The organism is Streptomyces sp. NPDC038213, from assembly GCF_055600495.1.
The window spans coordinates 127,880-146,486 of the sequence record NZ_JBVJYM010000008.1 but is presented as its reverse complement, the minus strand read 5'-3'; the positions used below and the strand labels follow the sequence as shown (position 1 = coordinate 146,486).

General features: G+C 71.8%; 22 protein-coding genes, 1 tRNA gene and 1 riboswitch. Of the genes, 14 read left to right on the top strand and 9 right to left on the bottom strand.

The window, feature by feature from the left end:
* Window positions 1–8 precede the first annotated feature (8 nt).
* From ACZ7JZ_RS15130 to ACZ7JZ_RS15120, 3 genes are all read left to right on the top strand, one after another.
* Window positions 9–116, top strand: a complete 108-nt coding sequence (locus tag ACZ7JZ_RS15130; protein ID WP_470938461.1) for a putative leader peptide — start codon at window positions 9–11, stop codon at window positions 114–116.
* A 104-nt stretch (window positions 117–220) separates the two neighbouring features.
* Window positions 221–499 (top strand): MoaD/ThiS family protein, encoded by a 279-nt coding sequence (locus tag ACZ7JZ_RS15125; protein ID WP_470938458.1) that lies wholly within the window; start codon window positions 221–223, stop codon window positions 497–499.
* On the top strand, window positions 499–1,449 hold the full coding sequence (locus tag ACZ7JZ_RS15120) for a PLP-dependent cysteine synthase family protein (protein WP_470938455.1): 951 nt from the start codon (window positions 499–501) through the stop codon (window positions 1,447–1,449). Before ACZ7JZ_RS15125 ends, ACZ7JZ_RS15120 begins: the two co-directional genes overlap by 1 nt.
* Window positions 1,450–1,605: 156 nt before the next feature.
* Here ACZ7JZ_RS15120 and ACZ7JZ_RS15115 read toward each other — a convergent pair whose 3' ends face one another.
* The gene (locus ACZ7JZ_RS15115) at window positions 1,606–2,112 is read right to left on the bottom strand and encodes a type II toxin-antitoxin system PemK/MazF family toxin (protein WP_470938452.1); all 507 of its coding nucleotides are present in this window, start codon (window positions 2,110–2,112) and stop codon (window positions 1,606–1,608) included.
* Between the two features lie 211 nt (window positions 2,113–2,323).
* On the opposite strand from ACZ7JZ_RS15115, the gene ACZ7JZ_RS15110 reads away from it, so the two are divergent.
* The gene (locus ACZ7JZ_RS15110) at window positions 2,324–3,076 is read left to right on the top strand and encodes an MBL fold metallo-hydrolase (RefSeq protein ID WP_470938449.1); all 753 of its coding nucleotides are present in this window, start codon (window positions 2,324–2,326) and stop codon (window positions 3,074–3,076) included.
* Between the two features lie 115 nt (window positions 3,077–3,191).
* Here ACZ7JZ_RS15110 and ACZ7JZ_RS15105 read toward each other — a convergent pair whose 3' ends face one another.
* Together ACZ7JZ_RS15105 and ACZ7JZ_RS15100 are read right to left on the bottom strand one after the other, a co-directional pair.
* Complete coding sequence (locus ACZ7JZ_RS15105) at window positions 3,192–4,463, bottom strand: PTS transporter subunit EIIC (RefSeq protein ID WP_470938447.1); 1,272 nt, start codon at window positions 4,461–4,463, stop codon at window positions 3,192–3,194.
* A gap of 400 nt (window positions 4,464–4,863) precedes the next feature.
* Entirely contained in the window at window positions 4,864–6,165 is a 1,302-nt protein-coding gene (locus tag ACZ7JZ_RS15100; RefSeq protein ID WP_470938444.1) for a PTS transporter subunit EIIC, read from the bottom strand.
* Between the two features lie 247 nt (window positions 6,166–6,412).
* Between ACZ7JZ_RS15100 and ACZ7JZ_RS15095 the strand changes: the two genes are divergently transcribed.
* The 4 genes from ACZ7JZ_RS15095 to rdgB all read left to right on the top strand — a co-directional run bounded on the left by ACZ7JZ_RS15095 (window position 6,413) and on the right by rdgB (window position 8,729).
* A complete protein-coding gene (locus ACZ7JZ_RS15095; RefSeq protein ID WP_470938441.1) occupies window positions 6,413–6,646 on the top strand; it encodes a PTS sugar transporter subunit IIB in 234 nt (77 codons plus the stop codon).
* Window positions 6,647–6,816: 170 nt separating this feature from the next.
* A complete protein-coding gene (gene rph / locus ACZ7JZ_RS15090; protein WP_470938438.1) occupies window positions 6,817–7,548 on the top strand; it encodes a ribonuclease PH in 732 nt (243 codons plus the stop codon).
* Between the two features lie 134 nt (window positions 7,549–7,682).
* Complete coding sequence (locus tag ACZ7JZ_RS15085) at window positions 7,683–8,072, top strand: hypothetical protein (protein ID WP_470938436.1); 390 nt, start codon at window positions 7,683–7,685, stop codon at window positions 8,070–8,072.
* Between the two features lie 54 nt (window positions 8,073–8,126).
* Window positions 8,127–8,729, top strand: a complete 603-nt coding sequence (rdgB, locus tag ACZ7JZ_RS15080; protein ID WP_470938433.1) for an RdgB/HAM1 family non-canonical purine NTP pyrophosphatase — start codon at window positions 8,127–8,129, stop codon at window positions 8,727–8,729.
* 53 nt (window positions 8,730–8,782) lie between these two features.
* Here the strand turns inward: rdgB and ACZ7JZ_RS15075 are convergent.
* From ACZ7JZ_RS15075 to bcp, 4 genes are all read right to left on the bottom strand, one after another.
* A tRNA-Leu gene (locus ACZ7JZ_RS15075) sits at window positions 8,783–8,857 on the bottom strand.
* A 13-nt stretch (window positions 8,858–8,870) separates the two neighbouring features.
* On the bottom strand, window positions 8,871–9,560 hold the full coding sequence (locus tag ACZ7JZ_RS15070) for an HNH endonuclease (RefSeq protein WP_470938430.1): 690 nt from the start codon (window positions 9,558–9,560) through the stop codon (window positions 8,871–8,873).
* Window positions 9,557–10,207 (bottom strand): HNH endonuclease signature motif containing protein, encoded by a 651-nt coding sequence (locus tag ACZ7JZ_RS15065; RefSeq protein WP_470938427.1) that lies wholly within the window; start codon window positions 10,205–10,207, stop codon window positions 9,557–9,559. Before ACZ7JZ_RS15065 ends, ACZ7JZ_RS15070 begins: the two co-directional genes overlap by 4 nt.
* Before the next feature lie 141 nt (window positions 10,208–10,348).
* Window positions 10,349–10,816: a thioredoxin-dependent thiol peroxidase gene (bcp, locus tag ACZ7JZ_RS15060; protein WP_470938424.1), complete on the bottom strand. Its 468-nt coding sequence runs from the start codon at window positions 10,814–10,816 to the stop codon at window positions 10,349–10,351.
* A gap of 138 nt (window positions 10,817–10,954) precedes the next feature.
* On the opposite strand from bcp, the gene ACZ7JZ_RS15055 reads away from it, so the two are divergent.
* Together ACZ7JZ_RS15055 and ACZ7JZ_RS15050 are read left to right on the top strand one after the other, a co-directional pair.
* Window positions 10,955–11,275 (top strand): DUF3618 domain-containing protein, encoded by a 321-nt coding sequence (locus ACZ7JZ_RS15055; protein WP_470938420.1) that lies wholly within the window; start codon window positions 10,955–10,957, stop codon window positions 11,273–11,275.
* Between the two features lie 93 nt (window positions 11,276–11,368).
* Entirely contained in the window at window positions 11,369–11,710 is a 342-nt protein-coding gene (locus ACZ7JZ_RS15050) for a GroES family chaperonin (protein ID WP_468907744.1), read from the top strand.
* Between the two features lie 84 nt (window positions 11,711–11,794).
* Here the strand turns inward: ACZ7JZ_RS15050 and ACZ7JZ_RS15045 are convergent, their stop codons facing one another.
* Together ACZ7JZ_RS15045 and ACZ7JZ_RS15040 are read right to left on the bottom strand one after the other, a co-directional pair.
* A complete protein-coding gene (locus ACZ7JZ_RS15045; protein WP_470938417.1) occupies window positions 11,795–12,109 on the bottom strand; it encodes a DMT family transporter in 315 nt (104 codons plus the stop codon).
* Between the two features lie 11 nt (window positions 12,110–12,120).
* Window positions 12,121–12,185, bottom strand: a riboswitch (guanidine-III (ykkC-III) riboswitch).
* An 88-nt stretch (window positions 12,186–12,273) separates the two neighbouring features.
* Window positions 12,274–14,802, bottom strand: coding sequence for a transglycosylase domain-containing protein (locus ACZ7JZ_RS15040; RefSeq protein ID WP_470938414.1), 2,529 nt, complete (start codon window positions 14,800–14,802; stop codon window positions 12,274–12,276).
* A gap of 306 nt (window positions 14,803–15,108) precedes the next feature.
* Here ACZ7JZ_RS15040 and ACZ7JZ_RS15035 point away from each other — a divergent pair, with 306 nt between their 5' ends.
* The 4 genes from ACZ7JZ_RS15035 (at window position 15,109) to ACZ7JZ_RS15020 (ending at window position 18,569) form a co-directional block, all read left to right on the top strand.
* On the top strand, window positions 15,109–15,912 hold the full coding sequence (locus tag ACZ7JZ_RS15035; protein ID WP_470938683.1) for an ABC transporter permease: 804 nt from the start codon (window positions 15,109–15,111) through the stop codon (window positions 15,910–15,912).
* Window positions 15,913–15,991: 79 nt separating this feature from the next.
* Window positions 15,992–16,756: an ABC transporter permease gene (locus tag ACZ7JZ_RS15030; RefSeq protein ID WP_470938680.1), complete on the top strand. Its 765-nt coding sequence runs from the start codon at window positions 15,992–15,994 to the stop codon at window positions 16,754–16,756.
* Between the two features lie 12 nt (window positions 16,757–16,768).
* Window positions 16,769–17,797 (top strand): ABC transporter ATP-binding protein, encoded by a 1,029-nt coding sequence (locus ACZ7JZ_RS15025; protein WP_470938411.1) that lies wholly within the window; start codon window positions 16,769–16,771, stop codon window positions 17,795–17,797.
* A gap of 40 nt (window positions 17,798–17,837) precedes the next feature.
* Window positions 17,838–18,569 (top strand): DUF1707 SHOCT-like domain-containing protein, encoded by a 732-nt coding sequence (locus tag ACZ7JZ_RS15020; RefSeq protein ID WP_470938408.1) that lies wholly within the window; start codon window positions 17,838–17,840, stop codon window positions 18,567–18,569.
* The last annotated feature ends 38 nt before the right edge of the window (window positions 18,570–18,607 follow it).

The following is an 18,607-nucleotide window of genomic DNA, read 5'->3' as shown; positions in this document are numbered from 1 at the left end:
ATGCCCGCATGGTTTCCCACGACGTGAGCAACGAGACGGACAGCAGCCCGCTGCTGGTCGCGCGCCTGCACGTCGACCTGTGCCGCCTCGCCAGCGCGATCTGTACCGCCGCCTGAGCCCCGCCGGGTACGAACCGACCCCGTACCACCCCCTGTCGCGCGGGGGGCCAGAGCCGCGCGCCCCTTACGCATTACGCCCTTCCCGACGACTGGAGCCCGCCATGGCCATCGAGGTCCGCATCCCGACCATCCTCCGCACCTACACCGACGGCGAGAAGGCCGTCTCCGGCGAGGGCGCCACCCTCGCGGACCTCTTCGCGGACCTGGAGACCCGCCACCAGGGCATCGAGGCCCGCATCGTCGACGAGGGCAAGCTCCGCCGCTTCGTGAACGTCTACCTCAACGACGAGGACGTCCGCTTCCTCGACGGCATCGCCACCAAGCTCACCGACGGCGACAGCGTCACCATCCTCCCGGCGGTCGCCGGCGGCTCGAAGTAATGCGGTACGACTCCCCGCTGGCCGCGGTCGGCAACACCCCGCTGGTCCGGCTGCCCCGGCTGTCCCCCTCGGAGGACGTCCGCATCTGGGCCAAGCTGGAGGACCGCAACCCGACCGGCTCGGTCAAGGACCGCCCCGCGCTCCACATGATCGAGCAGGCCGAGAAGGCGGGCCGGCTCTTCCCCGGCTGCACCATCCTGGAGCCCACCTCCGGCAACACCGGCATCTCGCTGGCCATGGCCGCGAAGCTCAAGGGCTACCGGATCGTGTGCGTCATGCCGGAGAACACCTCCCAGGAGCGCCGGGACCTGCTGGCCATGTGGGGAGCCGAGATCGTCTCCTCGCCGGCCGCGGGCGGGTCGAACACCGCCGTCCGCGTCGCGAAGGAGCTCGCGGCCGAACACCCCGACTGGGTCATGCTCTACCAGTACGGGAACCCGGACAACGCCGGTGCGCACTACGCCACCACCGGCCCCGAGATCCTCGCCGACCTGCCGTCGATCACGCACTTCGTCGCGGGCCTCGGCACCACCGGCACCCTCATGGGCGTCGGCCGCTACCTCCGCGAGCACGTGCCCGGGGTCAAGATCGTCGCCGCCGAGCCGCGCTACGACGACCTCGTCTACGGGCTGCGCAACCTCGACGAGGGCTTCGTACCCGAGCTGTACGACGCCTCGGTGCTGACCACCCGCTTCTCGGTCGGCTCCGCGGACGCGGTCACCCGCACCCGCGAGCTGCTCCAGCAGGAGGGCATCTTCGCGGGGGTCTCCACCGGCGCCGCGCTGCACGCCGCGATCGGCGTCGGCCGCAAGGCCGCGGCCGCCGGCGAGAGCGCCGACATCGCGTTCGTCGTGGCCGACGGCGGCTGGAAGTACCTGTCGACGGGCGTCTACACCGCCCCGACCACCGAGGCCGCGATCGAGACCCTCCAAGGCCAGCTCTGGGCCTGAGCGGATCCCTGCGGGGGCGGGCGGGGAAGCGGGGGCCCGGGCCGCCCCTTCCCCGCCCCTTCCCGGACCGGAGCCCCGCCCCGGACCCCGTTTCCGTGCCCGGCGCGCACCAGCGCCGCGCGGGCGCGACCGCGCCGCTGCCTCCGGCCCCGCCGCTCAGCCCGCCAGATGGCGGACCTGGTCCCAGACCACCGGGTCCACCATCCCCACGCGCCGCCGGAACTCCCACACCGAGACCTCGCGCAGCTCGTCCGTCTCCAGGAAGCTCGGCCGCCCCCGGGCGTCGCCCACCACCCCGGGCGGCAGCGGGATCACCCCCGGCCGCTCGCCGTGGTACTTGCTGGTGATCTTGACCACGCGCACCGTCCCGTGCCCCGGGCCGTACCCGTGCACCGACAGCACCAGGCAGGGCCGGTCCTTCGCCCCCGGCTGGTCCTCGTACGGCACCGCCGCCCACCAGATCTCGCCCGGCGCGGGCTGCGGGGCCCGGCCGGTCCCGTACCCCGCCGGCCGCTGACCGGAGGGCCGCTTTCCGGCGGGCGCCCGGCGGGGCGGCCTCCCGGGGGGCCGCCCGGGCCCGCCCGGACCACGGCGCCCCGCCACCAGCGCCACCACCGCCAGCGCCACGAGCGCGGCCAGGGCGGGCCACCAGGACGTGTCCATGGCTCGACGGTAACCGCGCACCGGCCCCCCGGCACGGCAACCCGTGCGGACCGTCGCCCCCTGGGGTGACTCCGCAGGTGAGTTCCCCCACAACGGCCTGCCGCGGAGGAGCGACCGCCCCTTTCGCGCCTTACGCTCGACGCACGCACGGCCCCCCTGCCCTCACGCACGGCCCACGCCGCCCGTCTCCGCCCACGGAGGTTCCCGCTCCATGAAGCTCACCGTCGTCGGCTGCTCGGGTTCGTTCCCGTCCGCGGAATCGGCCTGCTCGAGCTACCTCGTCGAGGCCGACGGCTTCCGGCTGCTCCTCGACATGGGCAACGGCGCCCTCGGCGAGCTGCAGCGGCACTGCGGCCTCTACGACCTCGACGCGATCTTCCTGAGCCATCTGCACGCGGACCACTGCATCGACATGTGCGCGTACTTCGTCGCCCGGTACTACCGCCACGAGGGCGGACGCTGCGGGTCCATCCCGGTGTACGGGCCCGAGGGCACGGAGAAGCGCCTGACCACCGCCTACGAGGACGTCCCCGACGAGCGCTCCATGAGCGAGGTCTTCGACTTCCGGACCCTGGAGTCCGGCAGCTTCGGGATCGGCCCGTTCCGGGTCCGCACGGAGAAGGTCCGCCACCCCGTGGAGGCCTTCGGCATCCGCGTCGAGCACGGCGGCCGCTCCCTGACGTACTCCGGGGACACCGGTACCTGCGGGGAGCTGTCCTCCCTGGCCGAGGGCACCGACCTCTTCCTGTGCGAGGCCTCCTTCACGCACGGCAAGGAGGACATCCCCGACCTGCACCTCAACGGGCGCGAGGCGGGGGAGGTCGCGCGCGACGCGGGCGCCCGCCGCCTGGTCCTCACGCACATCCCGCCGTGGACGGACGCCGAGCGCAACCTCGCGGACGCGCGCGAGGTCTACGCGGGTCCGGTGGAACTGGCCAGGCCGGGAGCGGTGTACGAGCTCTGACGGGCGTCCGGCCGGCGGCGCCCGCCCCGCGGCAACGCAGAAGGCCCCCGCACTCCATCCGGAGCGCGGGGGCCTTCCTGCTGCCGCCCGTTCGGGTCAGCCGGGCGGGGCCTGCCTACTTGGCGTCGAGCTTTTCCATCTCGGCGAGTTCCTCGTCGGTCTCACGGCCCGGGGTGGGCAGGTTGAACTTGGTGATCGCGAAGCGGAAGAGCACGTAGTACACCGCTGCGAAGCAGAGGCCGATGGGGATGATCATCCAGGGGTTCGTGGACTTGCTCCAGCTCAGCCCCAGGTCGATCAGGCCGGCCGAGAAGGTGAAGCCGCCGTGGACGCCGAGGGCCCAGGTGATGGCCATCGAGGCGGCCGTCAGCAGCGCGTGGATCGCGTACAGCAGCGGCGCGATGAACATGAAGGAGAACTCGATGGGCTCGGTCACGCCGGTGACGAAGGAGGTCAGGGCGAGGGAGACCATCATGCCGGTGACGGCCTTGCGGCGCTCGGGACGGGCCGAGTGCGCGATCGCGAGGGCCGCGGCCGGGAGGCCGAACATCATGATCGGGTAGAAGCCGGTCATGAAGAGTCCGGCGCTCGAGTCACCGGCGAAGAAGCGGTTCAGGTCGCCGTGGACGACCTCGCCGGCGGCGTTGGTGAAGTCACCGATCTGGAACCACGCGACGGTGTTGACGAACTGGTGCATGCCGATCGGGATCAGACCGCGGTTGATGACACCGAAGAGGCCGGCACCGATGGAGCCCAGACCGGTCATCCACTCGCCGAAGTTCGAGATGACCTCACCGATCGGCTCCCAGACGAGGCCGAAGAACACGCCCACGATCACGCCGACGAACGCCATGATGATCGGGACCAGGCGGCGGCCGTTGAAGAAGCCGAGCCAGTCCACCAGCTTGGTCCGGTGGTAGCGCTGCCACAGGACTGCGGCGAGCAGACCCATGATGATGCCGCCGAGGACACCCGGGTTGTTGTACGTCGCCGCGACGTCGACGCCCTTGTTGGCGGTGGTGTTGACCACGGCCTCGGTCACCGGGAACGCGGTCAGCACGTTCTTGTAGACCAGGAAGCCCACCAGGGCCGCGAGGGCGGTCGAGCCGTCGGCCTTCTTCGCGAAGCCGATCGCGACACCGATGCAGAACAGCAGCGGGAGGTTCGCGAAGACCGCGTCACCGGCGGTGGCGAACACGGCCGCCACCTTGTCCCAGCCGAGACCGTCCTTGCCGAAGACGTCGGGCTGGCCGAGGCGCAGCAGGATTCCCGCCGCAGGCAGCACAGCAATGGGGAGCTGAAGGCTGCGCCCAACCTTCTGCAGGCCCTGGAACAGTCCGGAGCCCTTCTTCTTCGCGGCCGCCGGGGCAGCGCTCGCCGTGGTCACAACTTCCTCCAGTGGGCAAGGCGCCGCCAGGGAAGGAGAACGGGGGACGGCGGCGTCTCAGAAACGGGGGGGACAAGCAGTCAACGCGGTCCCGAACCCGGGTGCGTGGTCTACACCAATCGCTGGTGTAGACCAGTTGTAACACGGTGAGGGTTAGATAAGGAACCTTCGTTTTCATGTGGTCTACACCACATCCCGCGGTGGGGGTCCAAAGCCCCTGGACTCCGGCCCCGCGCCCAAGCGGAACCTCCGCGTCGCACCCGGGGAGAGCCCGGCCCAGCGTGGCTCGCGGGGCATGGCGAAGGCCCCCGGATCAAAGGATCCGAGGGCCCTGCAGAACGGGACGAATGGCCCGGGGTGCCTCACAGGTGCGGAATTCCGGGGCTCCGCCCCGGCCCGGCTACGCCTTCAGGTTCTCCTTCTCCATCTCGTCGATCTCCTCGTCCGACTCCCGCCCCGGCGTCTTCAGGTCCCACTTCGTGATGGCGAAGCGGAAGATGCCGTAGTAGACGACGGCGAAGGCCAGGCCGATCGGGATGATCATCCACGGCTTGGTGGCCAGGCTCCAGTTGATGACGTAGTCGATCAGACCGGCCGAGAAGCTGAACCCGTCCTTCGCCCCCAGCGCCCAGCTCACGGCCATCGAGACGCCGGTCAGCACCGCGTGGATCGCGTACAGCACCGGCGCGATGAAGAGGAACGAGTACTCGAGCGGTTCGGTGATGCCCGTGACGAAGGAGGTCAGGCCCACCGACAGCATCAGCCCGCCCACCTCCTTGCGCCGCCGCGGCTTCGCGCAGTGCGTGATGGCCAGGGCCGCCGCCGGCAGGGCGAACATCATGATGGGGAAGAAGCCGGTCAGGAACTGCCCGGCGTTCGGGTCGCCCGCCAGGAACATGTTGATGTCGCCGTGCACCACCGTGCCGTCCGGCTTCGTGTAGCTGCCGAACTGGAACCACACCGGCACGTTCAGGAACTGGTGCAGGCCGATCACCAGCAGCGCGCGGTTCGCCACACCGAAGATGCCCGCGCCCCAGGCGCCCAGCCCCACCAGCCAGTCGGAGAAGCTCTCCAGCGCGTCGCCCACCGGCGGCCAGACCCACAGGCACAGGGCCGCGAACGCGATCGCGACGAAGGACATGATGATCGGGACCAGGCGGCGGCCGTTGAAGAAGCCGAGCCAGTCCACCAGCTTCACGCGGTGGTACCGCTGCCAGAACCAGGCGGCGAGCAGGCCCATCACGATGCCGCCGAAGACCCCCGGGTTCTGGTAGCCGAAGGCCGAGACCGTGCCGTCCGTGGCCTGGCAGCCGACGCTGACCGAGGCCGCGCCGTCGGCGCACGGCTTGGGGAAGGCGTGCAGCACCCCCCGGTAGACCAGGAAGCCGGCCACCGCCGCCAGGGCCGTAGAGCCGTCCGCCTTCTTGGCCATGCCGATGGCCACGCCGATGCAGAACAGCAGCGGCAGGCCCAGGTCGGCGTCGAGCGGGGCCCCGCCCGCCCCCGCCATGACCTTGGCGACGCTGGTCCAGTTCAGGCCGTCCACGCCGAAGACGTCCGGCTGGCCGAGCCGGTTCAGGATGCCGGCCGCGGGCAGGACGGCGATCGGCAGCTGGAGGCTCCGGCCCATCTTCTGCAGACCCTGGAACAGGCCGTTCCACCACTTCTGCTGGGGTACTGCTGCCGCGCTGCTCGCGCTCATCGGCGTCCTCCCTGGCCGGCCCGTTTTGGCGGTTGCCGCACACTGGTGTAGACCAGTTCTCGCATGCGGTCGCAGCCGACCCGCTCACGGGCAGGCTGCTGCTGATCGTCATCATTCGGCAGAAGCCGGACTTGCGCTCGCGTAGATGGGCCAACCGTGGGTTACCTTGACAAAGCGGACCCCCGGCACGGCGCCGGCCAGGCGGGCCGCCGAGACTCGTTCCTTGACACGCAGGGAGAACTGACACATGGCCACCAAGGCTGAGAAGATCGTCGCCGGGCTCGGCGGTATCGAGAACATCGAAGAGGTCGAGGGCTGCATCACCCGCCTGCGCACCGAGGTCATCGACCCCGCCAAGGTCGACGAGGCCGCACTGAAGGCCGCCGGCGCCCACGGAGTCGTCAAGATGGGCACCGCCATCCAGGTCGTCATCGGCACCGACGCGGACCCGATCGCCGCCGAGATCGAGGACATGATGTGAGCTGAGCCCCGCGCTCGCCCACCCCGCAGCACACGACACGGACCCCGCCCGGACACACCCCGGCCGGGGTCCGCGCCGTCCCCGCACCACCCCTCCGCCGTCCCCGCACCACCGGCCGCACTCCGCCGCCCGGGCCGGGGCCCGCCCCCGCAGCGGCTAGGCTCGGAGCCATGTCTCGCATTGACGGCCGTACGCCCGATCAGCTCCGCCCGGTCACCATCGAACGCGGATGGAGCAAGCACGCAGAGGGATCCGTCCTCGTCTCCTTCGGCGACACCAAGGTCTTCTGCACCGCCTCCTTCACCGAAGGCGTACCGCGCTGGCGCAAGGGCAGCGGAGAGGGCTGGGTCACCTCCGAGTACTCCATGCTCCCCCGCTCCACCAACACCCGCGGCGACCGCGAATCCGTCCGCGGCAAGATCGGCGGCCGCACCCACGAGATCTCCCGCCTGATCGGCCGCTCCCTGCGCGCCGTCATCGACTACAAGGCCCTCGGCGAGAACACCGTCGTCCTCGACTGCGACGTCCTCCAGGCCGACGGCGGCACCCGCACCGCCGCCATCACCGGCGCCTACGTCGCCCTCGCCGACGCCGTCCGCTGGGGCCAGGCCAAGAAGCTGGTCAAGGCCGGCCGCAAGCCCCTCACCGGCACCGTCGCCGCCGTCAGCGTCGGCATCGTCGACGGCGAACCCCTCCTCGACCTCTGCTACGAGGAGGACGTCCGCGCCGAGACCGACATGAACGTCGTCTGCACCGGCGACGGCCGCTTCGTCGAAGTCCAGGGCACCGCCGAGGGCGAGCCCTTCGACCGCAAGGAGCTCAACGCCCTCCTCGACCTCGCCGCCGGCGGCTGCGCCGACCTCGAAGCCATCCAGCGCGCCGCCCTCGCCGCCGAACTCTGACCGGGCCGCACCCCCCGGAAGATCCGCCGGCCCCGCCGGAAACCACCGGGGACTCCCGTTCGTCTCACCTGGTACGGGCGCACGGTTCGACGCCGTGCGCCCGTCCGCGCACCCGAATCCCTGGGGGGACCCACATGGCCGTACGCCACCGCCGCACCGCCGCCGTCGCAGTCGCCGCACTCCTCGCCTTCCCCGCCCTCGCCGCCTGCTCCGCGGTCGACACGGCCCTCGGCTGCGCCCAGACGGCCGTCGCCGTCACCGAGGCGGCCAACGACCTCTCGCAGGCCATCGGCACGGCGGCCAACGACCCGACGCAGGCGAAGGCCTCCCTCGACGAGATCGACAAGAGCCTCAAGTCCATCGGCGACAAGACGGACGACGCCGACCTCGGCAAGGCCATCGACTCGATCACCGCAGGCGTGGCGAACGTCCGCACCGCGATCGACAACGGCGACGCCACCCCCGACATCACCCCGATCACCGACGGCGCCAGCGAGCTGACCAAGGTCTGCTCCCCGGCCTGACCGCTGCCGGGAGCCCGGGCCCGGGGCGGACCGCCGCCCCGGGATAATCGGCCCATGACCCGCCTCATCCTCGCCACCCGCAACGCCGGAAAGATCACCGAGCTGCGCGCCATCCTGTCCGACGCCGGCCTGCCGCACGAGCTGGTCGGCGCGGACGCGTACCCCGAGATCCCCGACGTCAAGGAAACCGGCGTCACCTTCGCCGAGAACGCCCTCCTGAAGGCGCACGCCCTCGCGCAGGCCACCGGACTCCCGGCCGTCGCCGACGACTCGGGCCTGTGCGTCGACGTCCTGAACGGCGCCCCCGGCATCTTCTCCGCCCGCTGGGCCGGCACCCACGGCGACGACGGGGCGAACCTCCGCCTCCTGCTCGCCCAGCTCTCCGACATCGACGCCCCCCACCGCGGGGCCCACTTCGCCTGCGCCGCCGCCCTCGCCCTGCCGGACGGCACCGAGCGCGTGGTCGAGGGCCGCCTCCCCGGCACCCTCCGCCACACCCCCGCCGGCACCGGCGGCTTCGGCTACGACCCGATCCTCCAGCCGGCCGGCGAGACCCGCACCTGCGCCGAACTCACCGCGCCGGAGAAGAACGCCATCTCCCACCGCGGCCAGGCCTTCCGGGCCCTGGTCCCGGTGGTGCGGGAGCTGCTGGGCTGACAGCCGAGAGCCCCTCTCCCTTCGAATCGAAGGAAGAGGGGCTCTTCTGCCTGTGGGCCCGGTGGGACTTGAACCCACGACATACCGGATCTAAACCGGCATCCTCTTGCCAGCTGGGATACGGGCCCTCGGGCCCCTACCTTACTGGGCGTCGGGCAGCGGCCGCGACGCCCGCCCGCCCCTCCCGGTGCGGTCCCCGCCCCGGCACCAGGTAGCCGTCACCGCATGGCAGTTGGGGCACAGCAGCCGCAGGTTCTCGAGGCGGTCGTCGCTCCAGTCGCCGTTGACGTGGTCGACCTCAAGGGTCATGGGCCGGCCGCGCCACTCCGCTGCCGTGCCGCAGTGCTCGCAGCGCTCCGGCACGCCGCAGTCCCGCAGCGCGCGACGCAGGAGTCCTGCCGACGTCCGCCGCAGTCCGTCGTGCTTGACCAGGATCTCCGATGCGCTCTTTCGGGGCACCGTTCCGGGCTTGCCGCGCTGGTGGCCCTGGCCGAGCAGGTGGCCGGTCGGAAGCCCTTCCTCGCGGATCCACCGCTTGAGCAGGGCGCTGGTGCTGCCCGACACCGGCAGTCCCAGGCGCCGCAGGGTTGCGGCCAGCGAGTGCGAGGCGGCCAGGGCGGCGCTCAGCACCTCACGCTCGGGCTTCGGGTGGCGCTGGTACCTTCTGCGGCCGAAGTGGGCGATGTCGATGCCGAACGCCCGGAACCTGCTGACGAGGTAGCTCTCCAGGCGCCCGTACGGCTTCACGCCGAGGAACTCGATCACCTGGTCGATGCTGCTGCACCGGGCTGCTGCCTCGGCGAGCCGCTCGGGGGTGTATGAGACGGTCATCGACGCCTCGCTGCGCGGCCGCGGTACGTGTCCGTGGTGGAGTGGCAGTTGGGGCACAGGAACCGGAGGTTCTCCCGGCGGTTGTCGCGCCAGTCGCCGTTGACGTGGTCGACCTCCAGCGGGAGGGGTGCGCCGCGCCAGACGGCCTGGATCCCGCAGCCGCCGCACTCCTCCTGGCTGCCGGACTCCAGGAGCGCCCGCCGCAGGAGGGCGCTGTTCACGCGGGGTGCATCGGATGCTGAGCTCTTTATGAGGATCTCGTCCGCGGAGCGACGGCGCCGGTTGTCCCGCATGGCGGGAGTGCGACGCAGCGGGGAGAAGTGGGAGGTGTCGATTCCGAAGGCCCTCACCCTGCGGCTGATGTGCGTGTGGTGGCCGCCCACGACGTCGAGCCCGAGCCGCCGCAGGACCTCGCACATGTTCGTCGACCGGGCGACGGCCTCCGCCAGGATCTCCCGGGTCCATTTCGTGGCCGTCTCCCGCTCGAAATGAGCGGTGTCCACCCCCAGCTTCCGCATCCGGTCGTGCAGGTAGCGGCGGGAGGGGCCCTTGGGGTCCACCCCCAGTTTCTCCAGGGCCTCCGTCAGCGTGCGCGACGTGCGCGCCGCGTCCGTCAGGCGGGGTTTCGTGTACGGGCTGACCGGCATCGTGTTCCCTCCCCGGCCGCGCGTGCGGCTCTCGGGTGGAGTAACGAGCGGATTTTCGGATGGTTGCACCCGGTATGCGGAAGGGCCCGCACCGGATCGTTCGGTGCGGGCCCTTCGCCGGGGTGCCGGTGGGGCGGGGACTCAGATGCCGAGGTCCTTGATGATCTTGGCTACGTGGCCGGTGGCCTTGACGTTGTAGAAGGCGCGCTCGACCCGGCCCTCCTCGTCCACCACGACCGTGGAGCGGATGACACCGGTCACCGTCTTGCCGTACAGCTTCTTCTCGCCGTACGCGCCGTAGGCCTCCAGGACCTTCTTCTCGGGGTCGCTGACCAGGGTGACCTTCAGGCTCTCCTTCTCGCGGAACTTCGCGAGCTTCTCCGGCTTGTCGGGGGAGACGCCGATGACGTCGTACCCGGCGCCGGCCAGGACGTCGAGGTTGTCCGTGAAGTCGCAGGCCTGCTTGGTGCAGCCGGGGGTCATGGCGGTCGGGTAGAAGTACACGATGACCTTGCGCCCCTTGTGGGCGGCGAGCGAGATCTCGTTGCCGTCCGCGTCGGGGAGGGTGAAGGCGGGTGCGGTGTCGCCCGGCTGGAGTCGCTCGCTCATGTCCCAGAGTCTCCTTGAGTGCGTTCTCGATGCGCTTCTGTCGTAGCGGGCCCCCGAAGGGGCCGTACCTCACGAGCGTAAGCTGACAGACTGATCACGTAGGACGTGCCCACACACATCACCAACGGAGGCAGCGCGGTGTCGGATGTCAGGACCCCTGCGCAGATCGAGGCGGACATCGTCCGCAGGCGCGAGCAGCTTGCGGTGACCCTCGACGAGCTCGGCGTGCGGATGCACCCCAGGACGATCATCGGGGACGCCAGGGCCCGGGTGGCCTCCACCGTGGACGAGACGGCCGGCCGGGCCTTCGCCGCGGTGAACCGCAGGATCACGGACCTCAAGACGGGTCTCCGGGACGACGACGGCGCCCCGCGCCTCGAGCGGGTGGTGCCGGTGGCCCTGCTCGCCGTGGGCGTGGTCGGTCTGCTGGCCGTCTCGGTGCGCCGCAAGCGGGGCTGAGGCGGCGGTGTCCGGGCGGGGTACGGGCGGGCGTTCCGGGCCCGTTGTGCCCCACCGGCGGACCGGCGCGCCGCGGGCAGGTAGGTTCTTCGCGTGAGCGAGAACCCCACGCACGACAAGCTGCCCATCCGGATGCTGCACGACCGCGTGCTCGTCCGGTCCGATTCCCCCGAGGGGGAGCGGCGCTCCGGCGGCGGCATCCTCATTCCGGCGACCGCGGCGGTCGGCAAGCGCCTGGCCTGGGCCGCGGTGGTCGCGGTCGGCCAGAACGTACGGACGGTGGAGCCCGGTGACCGGGTGCTGTACGACCCCGAGGACCGCGCGGAGGTCGAGGTGCGCGGTGCGACGTACGTGCTGATGCGCGAGCGCGATCTGCACGCCGTGGCCGCGGAGCGGCTGGAGGGGTCCGAGGACTCCACCGGGCTGTACCTGTAGGGCCGTACCCGTAGGGCGTCACCTGTGTGCGGAGGGCCGGCGACCGGATGGTCGTCGGCCCTCCGCCGTACCGGCCTGGGCCGGTCAGTGCAGGACCTTGAGGCCGATCACGCAGCCGACGATGCCGGCGAGCAGCAGGAGTTTGAGCACGGAGACCGGTTCGCCGTCGAAGACCATCGCGTAGGCCACCGTCAGCACGGCTCCGATGCCCACCCATACGGCGTAGCCGGTGCCGACGGGCAGGGTGCGCAGGGCGAAGGCGAGGCCGGCCATGCTGAGGGTCAGGCCGAGGCCGAAGACGACGGTGGGGAGGAGGCGGCTGAAGCCTTCGGATTTGCCGAGTGCGGTCGCCCAGACGGCTTCGAGCACGCCGGAGATGATGAGAACGAGCCAGGCCACGGGATTACTCTCTGACACCGTCTTGTCATGTCCGGGTACGGCGCCCCTCGTCCGGAGGCCGTTCCCCGGCCTCGTTTCGAGGCTCTCACACGGGGAGGCGGGGGGCAAACAGCCCCCCGCCTCCTGCTGTGCCGGCTGCCGGACCCCGGCTGCCGGACCCGGGGTCAGCCCTCGGGGTCCGGGTCCCCGGTGGTGTTCCCGCCGGTCGTGGCGTTCCCGCCGGTGTCGGTGCCGCCGGTGTTCCCGCCGTCGGTGCCGCCCCCGGTGGTGTTCCCGCCCGTGGTGTTGCCCGTCGTGCCGCCGCCGGAGGTGTCGGTGCCGCCGGTGGTGTTCCCGCCGGTCGTGGCGTTCCCGCCGGTGTCGGTGCCGCCGGTGTTCCCGCCGTTCGTACCGCCCCCGTTGGTGCCGCCGCCGTTCGTCCCGCCGCCGTTGGTGTTCCCGCCGTTCGTACCGCCGCCGTTGCCGTTGCCGCCGCGGTTGCCGCCCTCGGAGGTGCCGCCCTCGGTGCGGCCGCCCTCCGTGCGGCCCCGGTCGGCGCCGTCGCCCCCGGTGGACCCGTCGCCGTCCTCGGTGGCGCTGTCGTCCAGGTCCGGCGGGGTGGCCTGCCAGGAGCCCGTCATGGTCTCCAGGTCGAACTCGGCCGGCTCGCTGCCCTCCAGGGCCGCCCGGGTGTACTCGGCCCAGATCCGGCCCGGGTAGCCGCCGCCGTTGATGCGGCTCTCGCCCAGGGCGCCGTACAGCTCCTCGTGGGTGCCGGTGTCGGGGTCCTGGCCCATGATCGAGACCACGGTGGCCAGGTCCGGGGTGTACGCGGCGAAGAGCGCGGACTTGTCCTTCTCGCCGGTGCCGGTCTTGCCGGCCGCCGCGTGGCCCGAGTTCAGGGCGGCGCGGGCGGTGCCGTTGTTCACCGTGCTCATCAGCACGGAGGTGGTGGTGTCGGCGGCCTCGCGGCTGATGGCCCGGCGCGGGTCGCGCTTGGGCAGCTCGACGGCGGTGCCGTTCTTCGTGATCTTCGCGACCAGGGTGTACGGGGTGTACTCGCCGTGCGCCGCCAGGGTCGCGTACGCCTGCGTCATGTCGAGGACGCTCGCGGTGGCGGTGCCCAGGGCCATGGCCGGGCCGGTGCCGAGGTTCGGGGTGTTCTCCGGGATGCCGAGGGCGAAGGCCGTCTCGCGGATCTTGTCGGCGCCGACGTCCACGGCCATCTGCGCGTACACCGAGTTCACGGACTTCTCCGTGGCCTTGCGGACGGTGACGTTCCCGTAGTTGACCTGGTCCTCGTTCTCGGGGGCGTAGTAGCCGCCGTCCCAGCCGGTGACGGGCCGCTTGTTCTGGCCGCTGTAGACGGTGTTCGGGGTGATCAGCCGGCCGTCCTGGGTGTGCGAGGTGTTCTGCACGGCCGCGGCGAACACGAGCGGCTTGAAGGTGGAGCCGACCTGGTAGTCGCGGCGGGTGGCGTTGTTGACGTACTGCTTCGTGTAGTCGATGCCGCCGTAGAGGGCGACGACCTTGCCGGTGGCGGGGTCGATGGACGCGCCGCCGACGCGGACCACGCGGTCCTTCTTGTTGTCCTCCGGGTCGAGCTTGCTCGTCACCTCCTCCTGTACGGCGTCGACGAAGTCCTTCTGGCGCTTCCTGTCGATGGTGGTGGTGATCTTGTACCCGCCGGCGGCGAGGGTCTTCTCGTCGATGATCTTGTTGCTGGTCAGGTAGTCCTTGACCGCCTCGACCAGGTAGCCGCGCTGTCCGCTCAGCCCGGCGGGGGTGCGCACCTTGCCCGGCTCGGGGAACTTCATGGACGCCCGCTCGGCCGGGTCCAGCCACCCCTGCTTGACCATGCCGTCGAGCACGTAGTTCCAGCGGCCCAGGGCGCGCCCGCGGGACTGCGGGTGGGCGACCACGTCGAAGGCGCTGGGGGAGTTGAGGAGGGTGGCGAGGTAGGCGCCCTCGCCGGTGGTCAGCTTGCCGACGTCCTTGCCGTAGTAGGCCTGGGCGGCGGCCTGGATGCCGTAGGCGTTGCGGCCGAAGTAGCTGGTGTTCAGATAGCCCTCGAGGATGTCCTCCTTGGACTCCTCGCGACCGAGCTTGATCGCGATGAAGAACTCCTTGGCCTTCCGCTCGATGGTCTGCTCCTGGCCCAGGTAGTAGTTCTTCACGTACTGCTGGGTGATCGTCGAGCCGGACTGCTTGCCCTTGCCGGTGAGGGTGTTGTAAGCGGCGCGGATCATCGCCTTGGGGTCGACGGCCCGCTCCTTGTAGAAGTCGCGGTCCTCGGCGGCCAGCACGGCTTCCTGCACGCTCTTGGGCACGGAGGCGAGCGGAACGTTTACCCGGTTGACCTCGCCGTCGCGCGCGAGCTGGGTGCCGTCGGCGTACTGGTACACGTTGCTCTGGGCGACGGCGGCCTTGTTCGCGGCGGGGATCTCGACGATCGCGTACCCGGCGGCCAGTGCGCCGGCCACGAGCAGGGCGCAGAGCAGGAAGCTGCCGAGGAGGAAGCGCCAGGTGGGCACGAGCCGGCGCCAGCCCCGGCGGCGGCGCTTGCGCTCCAGCTTCCGGGCCTGCTTGGCCTCCCGCCGAGCCTGCTTGGCGGCGGCCTTCGGGTTGGTCTCGTGGGACGGGTGGGGCGCGTGGGGCGGCTGCCGGTCCGGATCCCGGGGGGTCCAGCCCTGCTGGGGTGACTCGTCGCTCATCTCTCCAGGGACTCCTCGGCCGGCCGATCTCGCTCCGCATAGGGCGATATCTGTTGATCTGTACCCAGTGGAACACCGTAGCGCGCCGTTCCGGCCTCAATCGGTCGCGCTGGGCCCCCCGCCGCACTACGCTCGGTCGCTTTGGCTCCGTCGCCGATCGCCCGCCCGGTCTGCTGTTCCGGGCGGCCGGGGACCGGTGGTGGGCGGCACGGGTTCAGACGGGCGACCGCGGCGAATGGTTGCCCTCCGAAAGGCCATCGGCCGACTTTGTCGCCGATTCGTGATCACGGAGGGGGCGGAGTGGACGTGCGGCTGTATCCGGCGGTGGCCGCGAGCGGGTTCCGGCGGTACGCGACCTACGGCACGGCGACGCTCGCGGGGGTGTTCACGAACACCGTCTTCGGCTTCATCGTGGCGTACACGTACATCGCGCTGTGGGACGAGCGCCCCTCGCTCGGCGGGTACGACCAGTCCCAGGCCCTGACCTTCGTGTGGATCAGCCAGTCCCTGCTGGCCGCGGGCGCGCTGATCGGCGGCGGCTTCCAGGAGGAGGTGCAGGAGCGGATCCGCACGGGCGACATCGCCGTGGACCTGTACCGGCCGGCCGACCTCCAGCTGTGGTGGCTCGCCGCGGACCTGGGGCGGGCCGCCTACCAGCTGCTGGCCCGCGGGATCCCGCCGACGGTCGCGGGGGCCCTCGCCTTCGACCTGGCGCTGCCGTCCGGTCCGGGGCGCTGGCTGCTGTTCCTGGTGTCGGTGTGGCTGGGGCTCGTGGTGGGCTTCGCACTGCGCTACCTGGTCGCGCTGAGCGCCTTCTGGCTGCTCGACGGGTCGGGGGTGAACATGGTGCAGCTGCTGGTCTCGATGTTCTGTTCGGGGGTGGTGCTGCCGCTCAGCGTGTTCCCGGGGCAGCTCGGGGAGCTCGTACGCGCCCTGCCGTGGGCCGCGATGCTCCAGGTCCCGCTGGACGTGCTGCTGGGGGAGCACCTCGGTGCGGGCCCGGCGGTCCGGGCGCTGGCCTTCCAGGCGGGCTGGGCGGCCGTCCTGCTGGGGGCGGGCCGGCTGGTGCAGGCGGCGGCCACGCGGAGGCTGGTGGTGCAGGGTGGCTGAGCCGGCGGGGCGCGGGGGGTGCACGGGGCCCGGGGGCCGGGCCCGGGAGGGTCTGCGCGGGTACGCCCTGATCGTGGCGATGTGGGTCCGGTCCACGATGACGTACCGGGCCTCCTTCCTGCTGGCCCTGGTCATGAGCGCGGCGTCCAGCGCCCTGGACTTCGCCGGGATCCTGATCATGTTCCGGCACGTGGACGAGCTCGGCGGCTTCTCGCTCGCCGAGATCGCCCTGCTCTACGGCACCTGCTCCGCCTCCCTCGGCCTGGCCGACCTGCTGCTCGGCAACACCGACCGGCTGGGCGCGCGGATCCGGGACGGTTCGCTCGACTCGATGCTGGTGCGGCCGGTGCCGGTGTTCGCGCAGGTGGCGGCGGACCGGTTCGCGCTGCGCAGGCTGGGGCGGGTGGTGCAGGGGCTGGCGGTGACGGCCTGGGGGGTGGCGGCCGTGGACGTGGACTGGACGGCGGGGCGGGTGCTGCTGGTGCCGGTGATGGTGCTGGCCGGTACGGCGATCTTCGCGGGGGTCTTCCTGGCGGGGGCGGCCTTCCAGTTCCTGGCGGGCGATGCGGCGGAGGTCCAGAACTCGTTCACGTACGGCGGCTGCACGATGCTCCAGTACCCGCCGTCGGTGTTCGGGCGGGAGGTCGTGCGCGGGGTGACCTTCGTGGTGCCGCTGGCCTTCGTGAACTGGGTGCCCGCGCTGTACGTCCTGGGGCGGCCGCAGCCCTTCGGGATGCCGTGGTGGACGGCGTTCCTGAGCCCGCTGGTCGCGGCGGCGCTGCTGGTGCCGGCGGGCCTGGCCTGGCGGGCCGGGCTGCGGGCGTACCGGAGTACGGGGAGCTGAGGGGAGAGTGCCGTGATCGTTCTGGAAGAGGTCGAGAAGGTCTTCGAGGTGCGCAGGCGGGCCGGGCTGCTGCGCCGCGAGCGCCGCCAGGTGCGGGCGGTGGACGGGATCGGGTTCGAGGTCGCGCGCGGGGAGATGGTGGGCTACATCGGGCCGAACGGGGCCGGGAAGTCCACCACGATCAAGATGCTCACCGGCATCCTGACCCCGAGCGCGGGCCGGGTCCGCGTGGCGGGCATCGACCCCTCGCGGGAGCGGACCCGGCTGGCCCGGCGGATCGGCGTGGTCTTCGGGCAGCGCACGACGCTGTGGTGGGACCTGCCGCTGAAGGACTCGTACGGGCTGATGCGGCGCATGTACCGCATCCCGGCGGCCCGTTACGCGGAGAACCTCGACCGGTGCGTGGAACTGCTGGAGCTGGGCGCGCTGCTCGACGTACCGGTGCGGCAGCTGTCCCTGGGGCAGCGGATGCGCGGGGACATCGCGGCGGCGCTGCTGCACGATCCGGACGTGCTGTACCTGGACGAGCCGACGATCGGGCTCGACGTGGTCAGCAAGGCGCGGGTGCGGACCTTCCTGCGCGACCTGAACGCGGAGCGCGGCACCACGGTGCTGCTGACCACGCACGACCTCCAGGACATCGAGCAGCTCTGCGAGCGGGTGATGGTCATCGACCACGGGCGGCTCGTGTACGACGGGGGTCTGGCCGGACTGAGGGCGGCGGGGGAGGGCGAGCGGATCCTCGTGGTCGACCTGGAGCGGGAGCTGCCGCCGCTGGACCTGGGTCCGGGCGCGGGGCCGGGGCTGTCGGGCGTACGGGTGGTGAAGGCGGAGGGGCCGCGGCAGTGGATCGCCTTCCCGGCGACGGCCTCGGCGGCCCCGCTGGTGGCGGCGGTGGCGGCCCGGTACCCGCTGGTGGACCTGTCGGTGCGGGAGCCGGACATCGAGGACGTGATCGCGCGCATGTACGCGGGGGCGGATGGCGGTGGCGGTGCGGGTACGGGTGCCGGTGCGGGCGGGGAATCGGGGGAGGGGGCGTGAACGGGTGTCGGTGCGCGCGCCTGGTCCCTAGGGTGGGGGCATGAGCGAGGAGCTGCCCGAGCTGCGGGCTTCGGATGCCGACCGGGAGCGGGTGGTGGAGCGCCTGCGCGAAGCCGTGGCCGAGGGCCGGCTTGACATGGACGAGTTCGAGGAGCGGATGGACGCGGCGTACAAGTCCCGTACGTATGCGGACCTGTCCCCGCTCACCCGCGACCTGCCCGGCGGCCCCGGGCCCACGACGGGACCCGCCGGCGCGCACCCGGGCGGACCCTCCGCGTCCGCTTCCGCCGGGGCGCCCGTCTCCCTGTACAAGCGGGATCCGGCCCCCGCGGCGGGCCGCCTCCCGGCCGCCTCCGCGCCCGACTGGCCCGCGCGGATCGGGGCCGCCGGGGCCGGGAGCCCCTCGTCGACGGCGATCGCGGTCATGGGCGGCTTCGACTGGAAGGGCCGCTGGACGGTCGCGCGGCGGCTGACGGCGGTGGCCTTCTGGGGCGGCGGAACACTCGACCTGCGCGAGGCGCAGTTCGAGGAGCGCGAGGTCGTGATCAACTGCGTGGCCGTCATGGGCGGGATCGAGATCGTCGTTCCGCCGGGCGTGGACGTCCAGGTCCGCGGGGTCGGCATCATGGGCGCGTTCGACCAGCGGTACGGCTCGGGGGCCGCCTCCGAACCGGTCGACCCGGCCGCGCCGCGCGTGGTGGTGACGGGGCTGGCCTTCTGGGGCGGCGTGGAGATCAAGCGGAAGGCGCCGCGGGCCCGGGAGCTGCCGTAGCGGTGCGGTGGCCCTGAGCCGTCCCTGCCGGATCCGGC

Excerpts from the sequence above, each read along its gene's own strand:
- ACZ7JZ_RS15130 (WP_470938461.1), top strand. The coding sequence starts at position 9 with ATGGTTTCCCACGACGTGAGCAACGAGACGGACAGCAGCCCGCTGCTG.
- ACZ7JZ_RS15125 (WP_470938458.1), top strand. The coding sequence starts at position 221 with ATGGCCATCGAGGTCCGCATCCCGACCATCCTCCGCACCTACACCGAC.
- ACZ7JZ_RS15120 (WP_470938455.1), top strand. The coding sequence starts at position 499 with ATGCGGTACGACTCCCCGCTGGCCGCGGTCGGCAACACCCCGCTGGTC.
- ACZ7JZ_RS15115 (WP_470938452.1), bottom strand. The coding sequence starts at position 2,112 with ATGGACACGTCCTGGTGGCCCGCCCTGGCCGCGCTCGTGGCGCTGGCG.
- ACZ7JZ_RS15110 (WP_470938449.1), top strand. The coding sequence starts at position 2,324 with ATGAAGCTCACCGTCGTCGGCTGCTCGGGTTCGTTCCCGTCCGCGGAA.
- ACZ7JZ_RS15100 (WP_470938444.1), bottom strand. The coding sequence starts at position 6,165 with ATGAGCGCGAGCAGCGCGGCAGCAGTACCCCAGCAGAAGTGGTGGAAC.
- ACZ7JZ_RS15095 (WP_470938441.1), top strand. The coding sequence starts at position 6,413 with ATGGCCACCAAGGCTGAGAAGATCGTCGCCGGGCTCGGCGGTATCGAG.
- rph (WP_470938438.1), top strand. The coding sequence starts at position 6,817 with ATGTCTCGCATTGACGGCCGTACGCCCGATCAGCTCCGCCCGGTCACC.
- ACZ7JZ_RS15085 (WP_470938436.1), top strand. The coding sequence starts at position 7,683 with ATGGCCGTACGCCACCGCCGCACCGCCGCCGTCGCAGTCGCCGCACTC.
- rdgB (WP_470938433.1), top strand. The coding sequence starts at position 8,127 with ATGACCCGCCTCATCCTCGCCACCCGCAACGCCGGAAAGATCACCGAG.
- ACZ7JZ_RS15070 (WP_470938430.1), bottom strand. The coding sequence starts at position 9,560 with ATGACCGTCTCATACACCCCCGAGCGGCTCGCCGAGGCAGCAGCCCGG.
- ACZ7JZ_RS15065 (WP_470938427.1), bottom strand. The coding sequence starts at position 10,207 with ATGCCGGTCAGCCCGTACACGAAACCCCGCCTGACGGACGCGGCGCGC.
- bcp (WP_470938424.1), bottom strand. The coding sequence starts at position 10,816 with ATGAGCGAGCGACTCCAGCCGGGCGACACCGCACCCGCCTTCACCCTC.
- ACZ7JZ_RS15040 (WP_470938414.1), bottom strand. The coding sequence starts at position 14,802 with ATGAGCGACGAGTCACCCCAGCAGGGCTGGACCCCCCGGGATCCGGAC.
- ACZ7JZ_RS15030 (WP_470938680.1), top strand. The coding sequence starts at position 15,992 with ATGTGGGTCCGGTCCACGATGACGTACCGGGCCTCCTTCCTGCTGGCC.
- ACZ7JZ_RS15020 (WP_470938408.1), top strand. The coding sequence starts at position 17,838 with ATGAGCGAGGAGCTGCCCGAGCTGCGGGCTTCGGATGCCGACCGGGAG.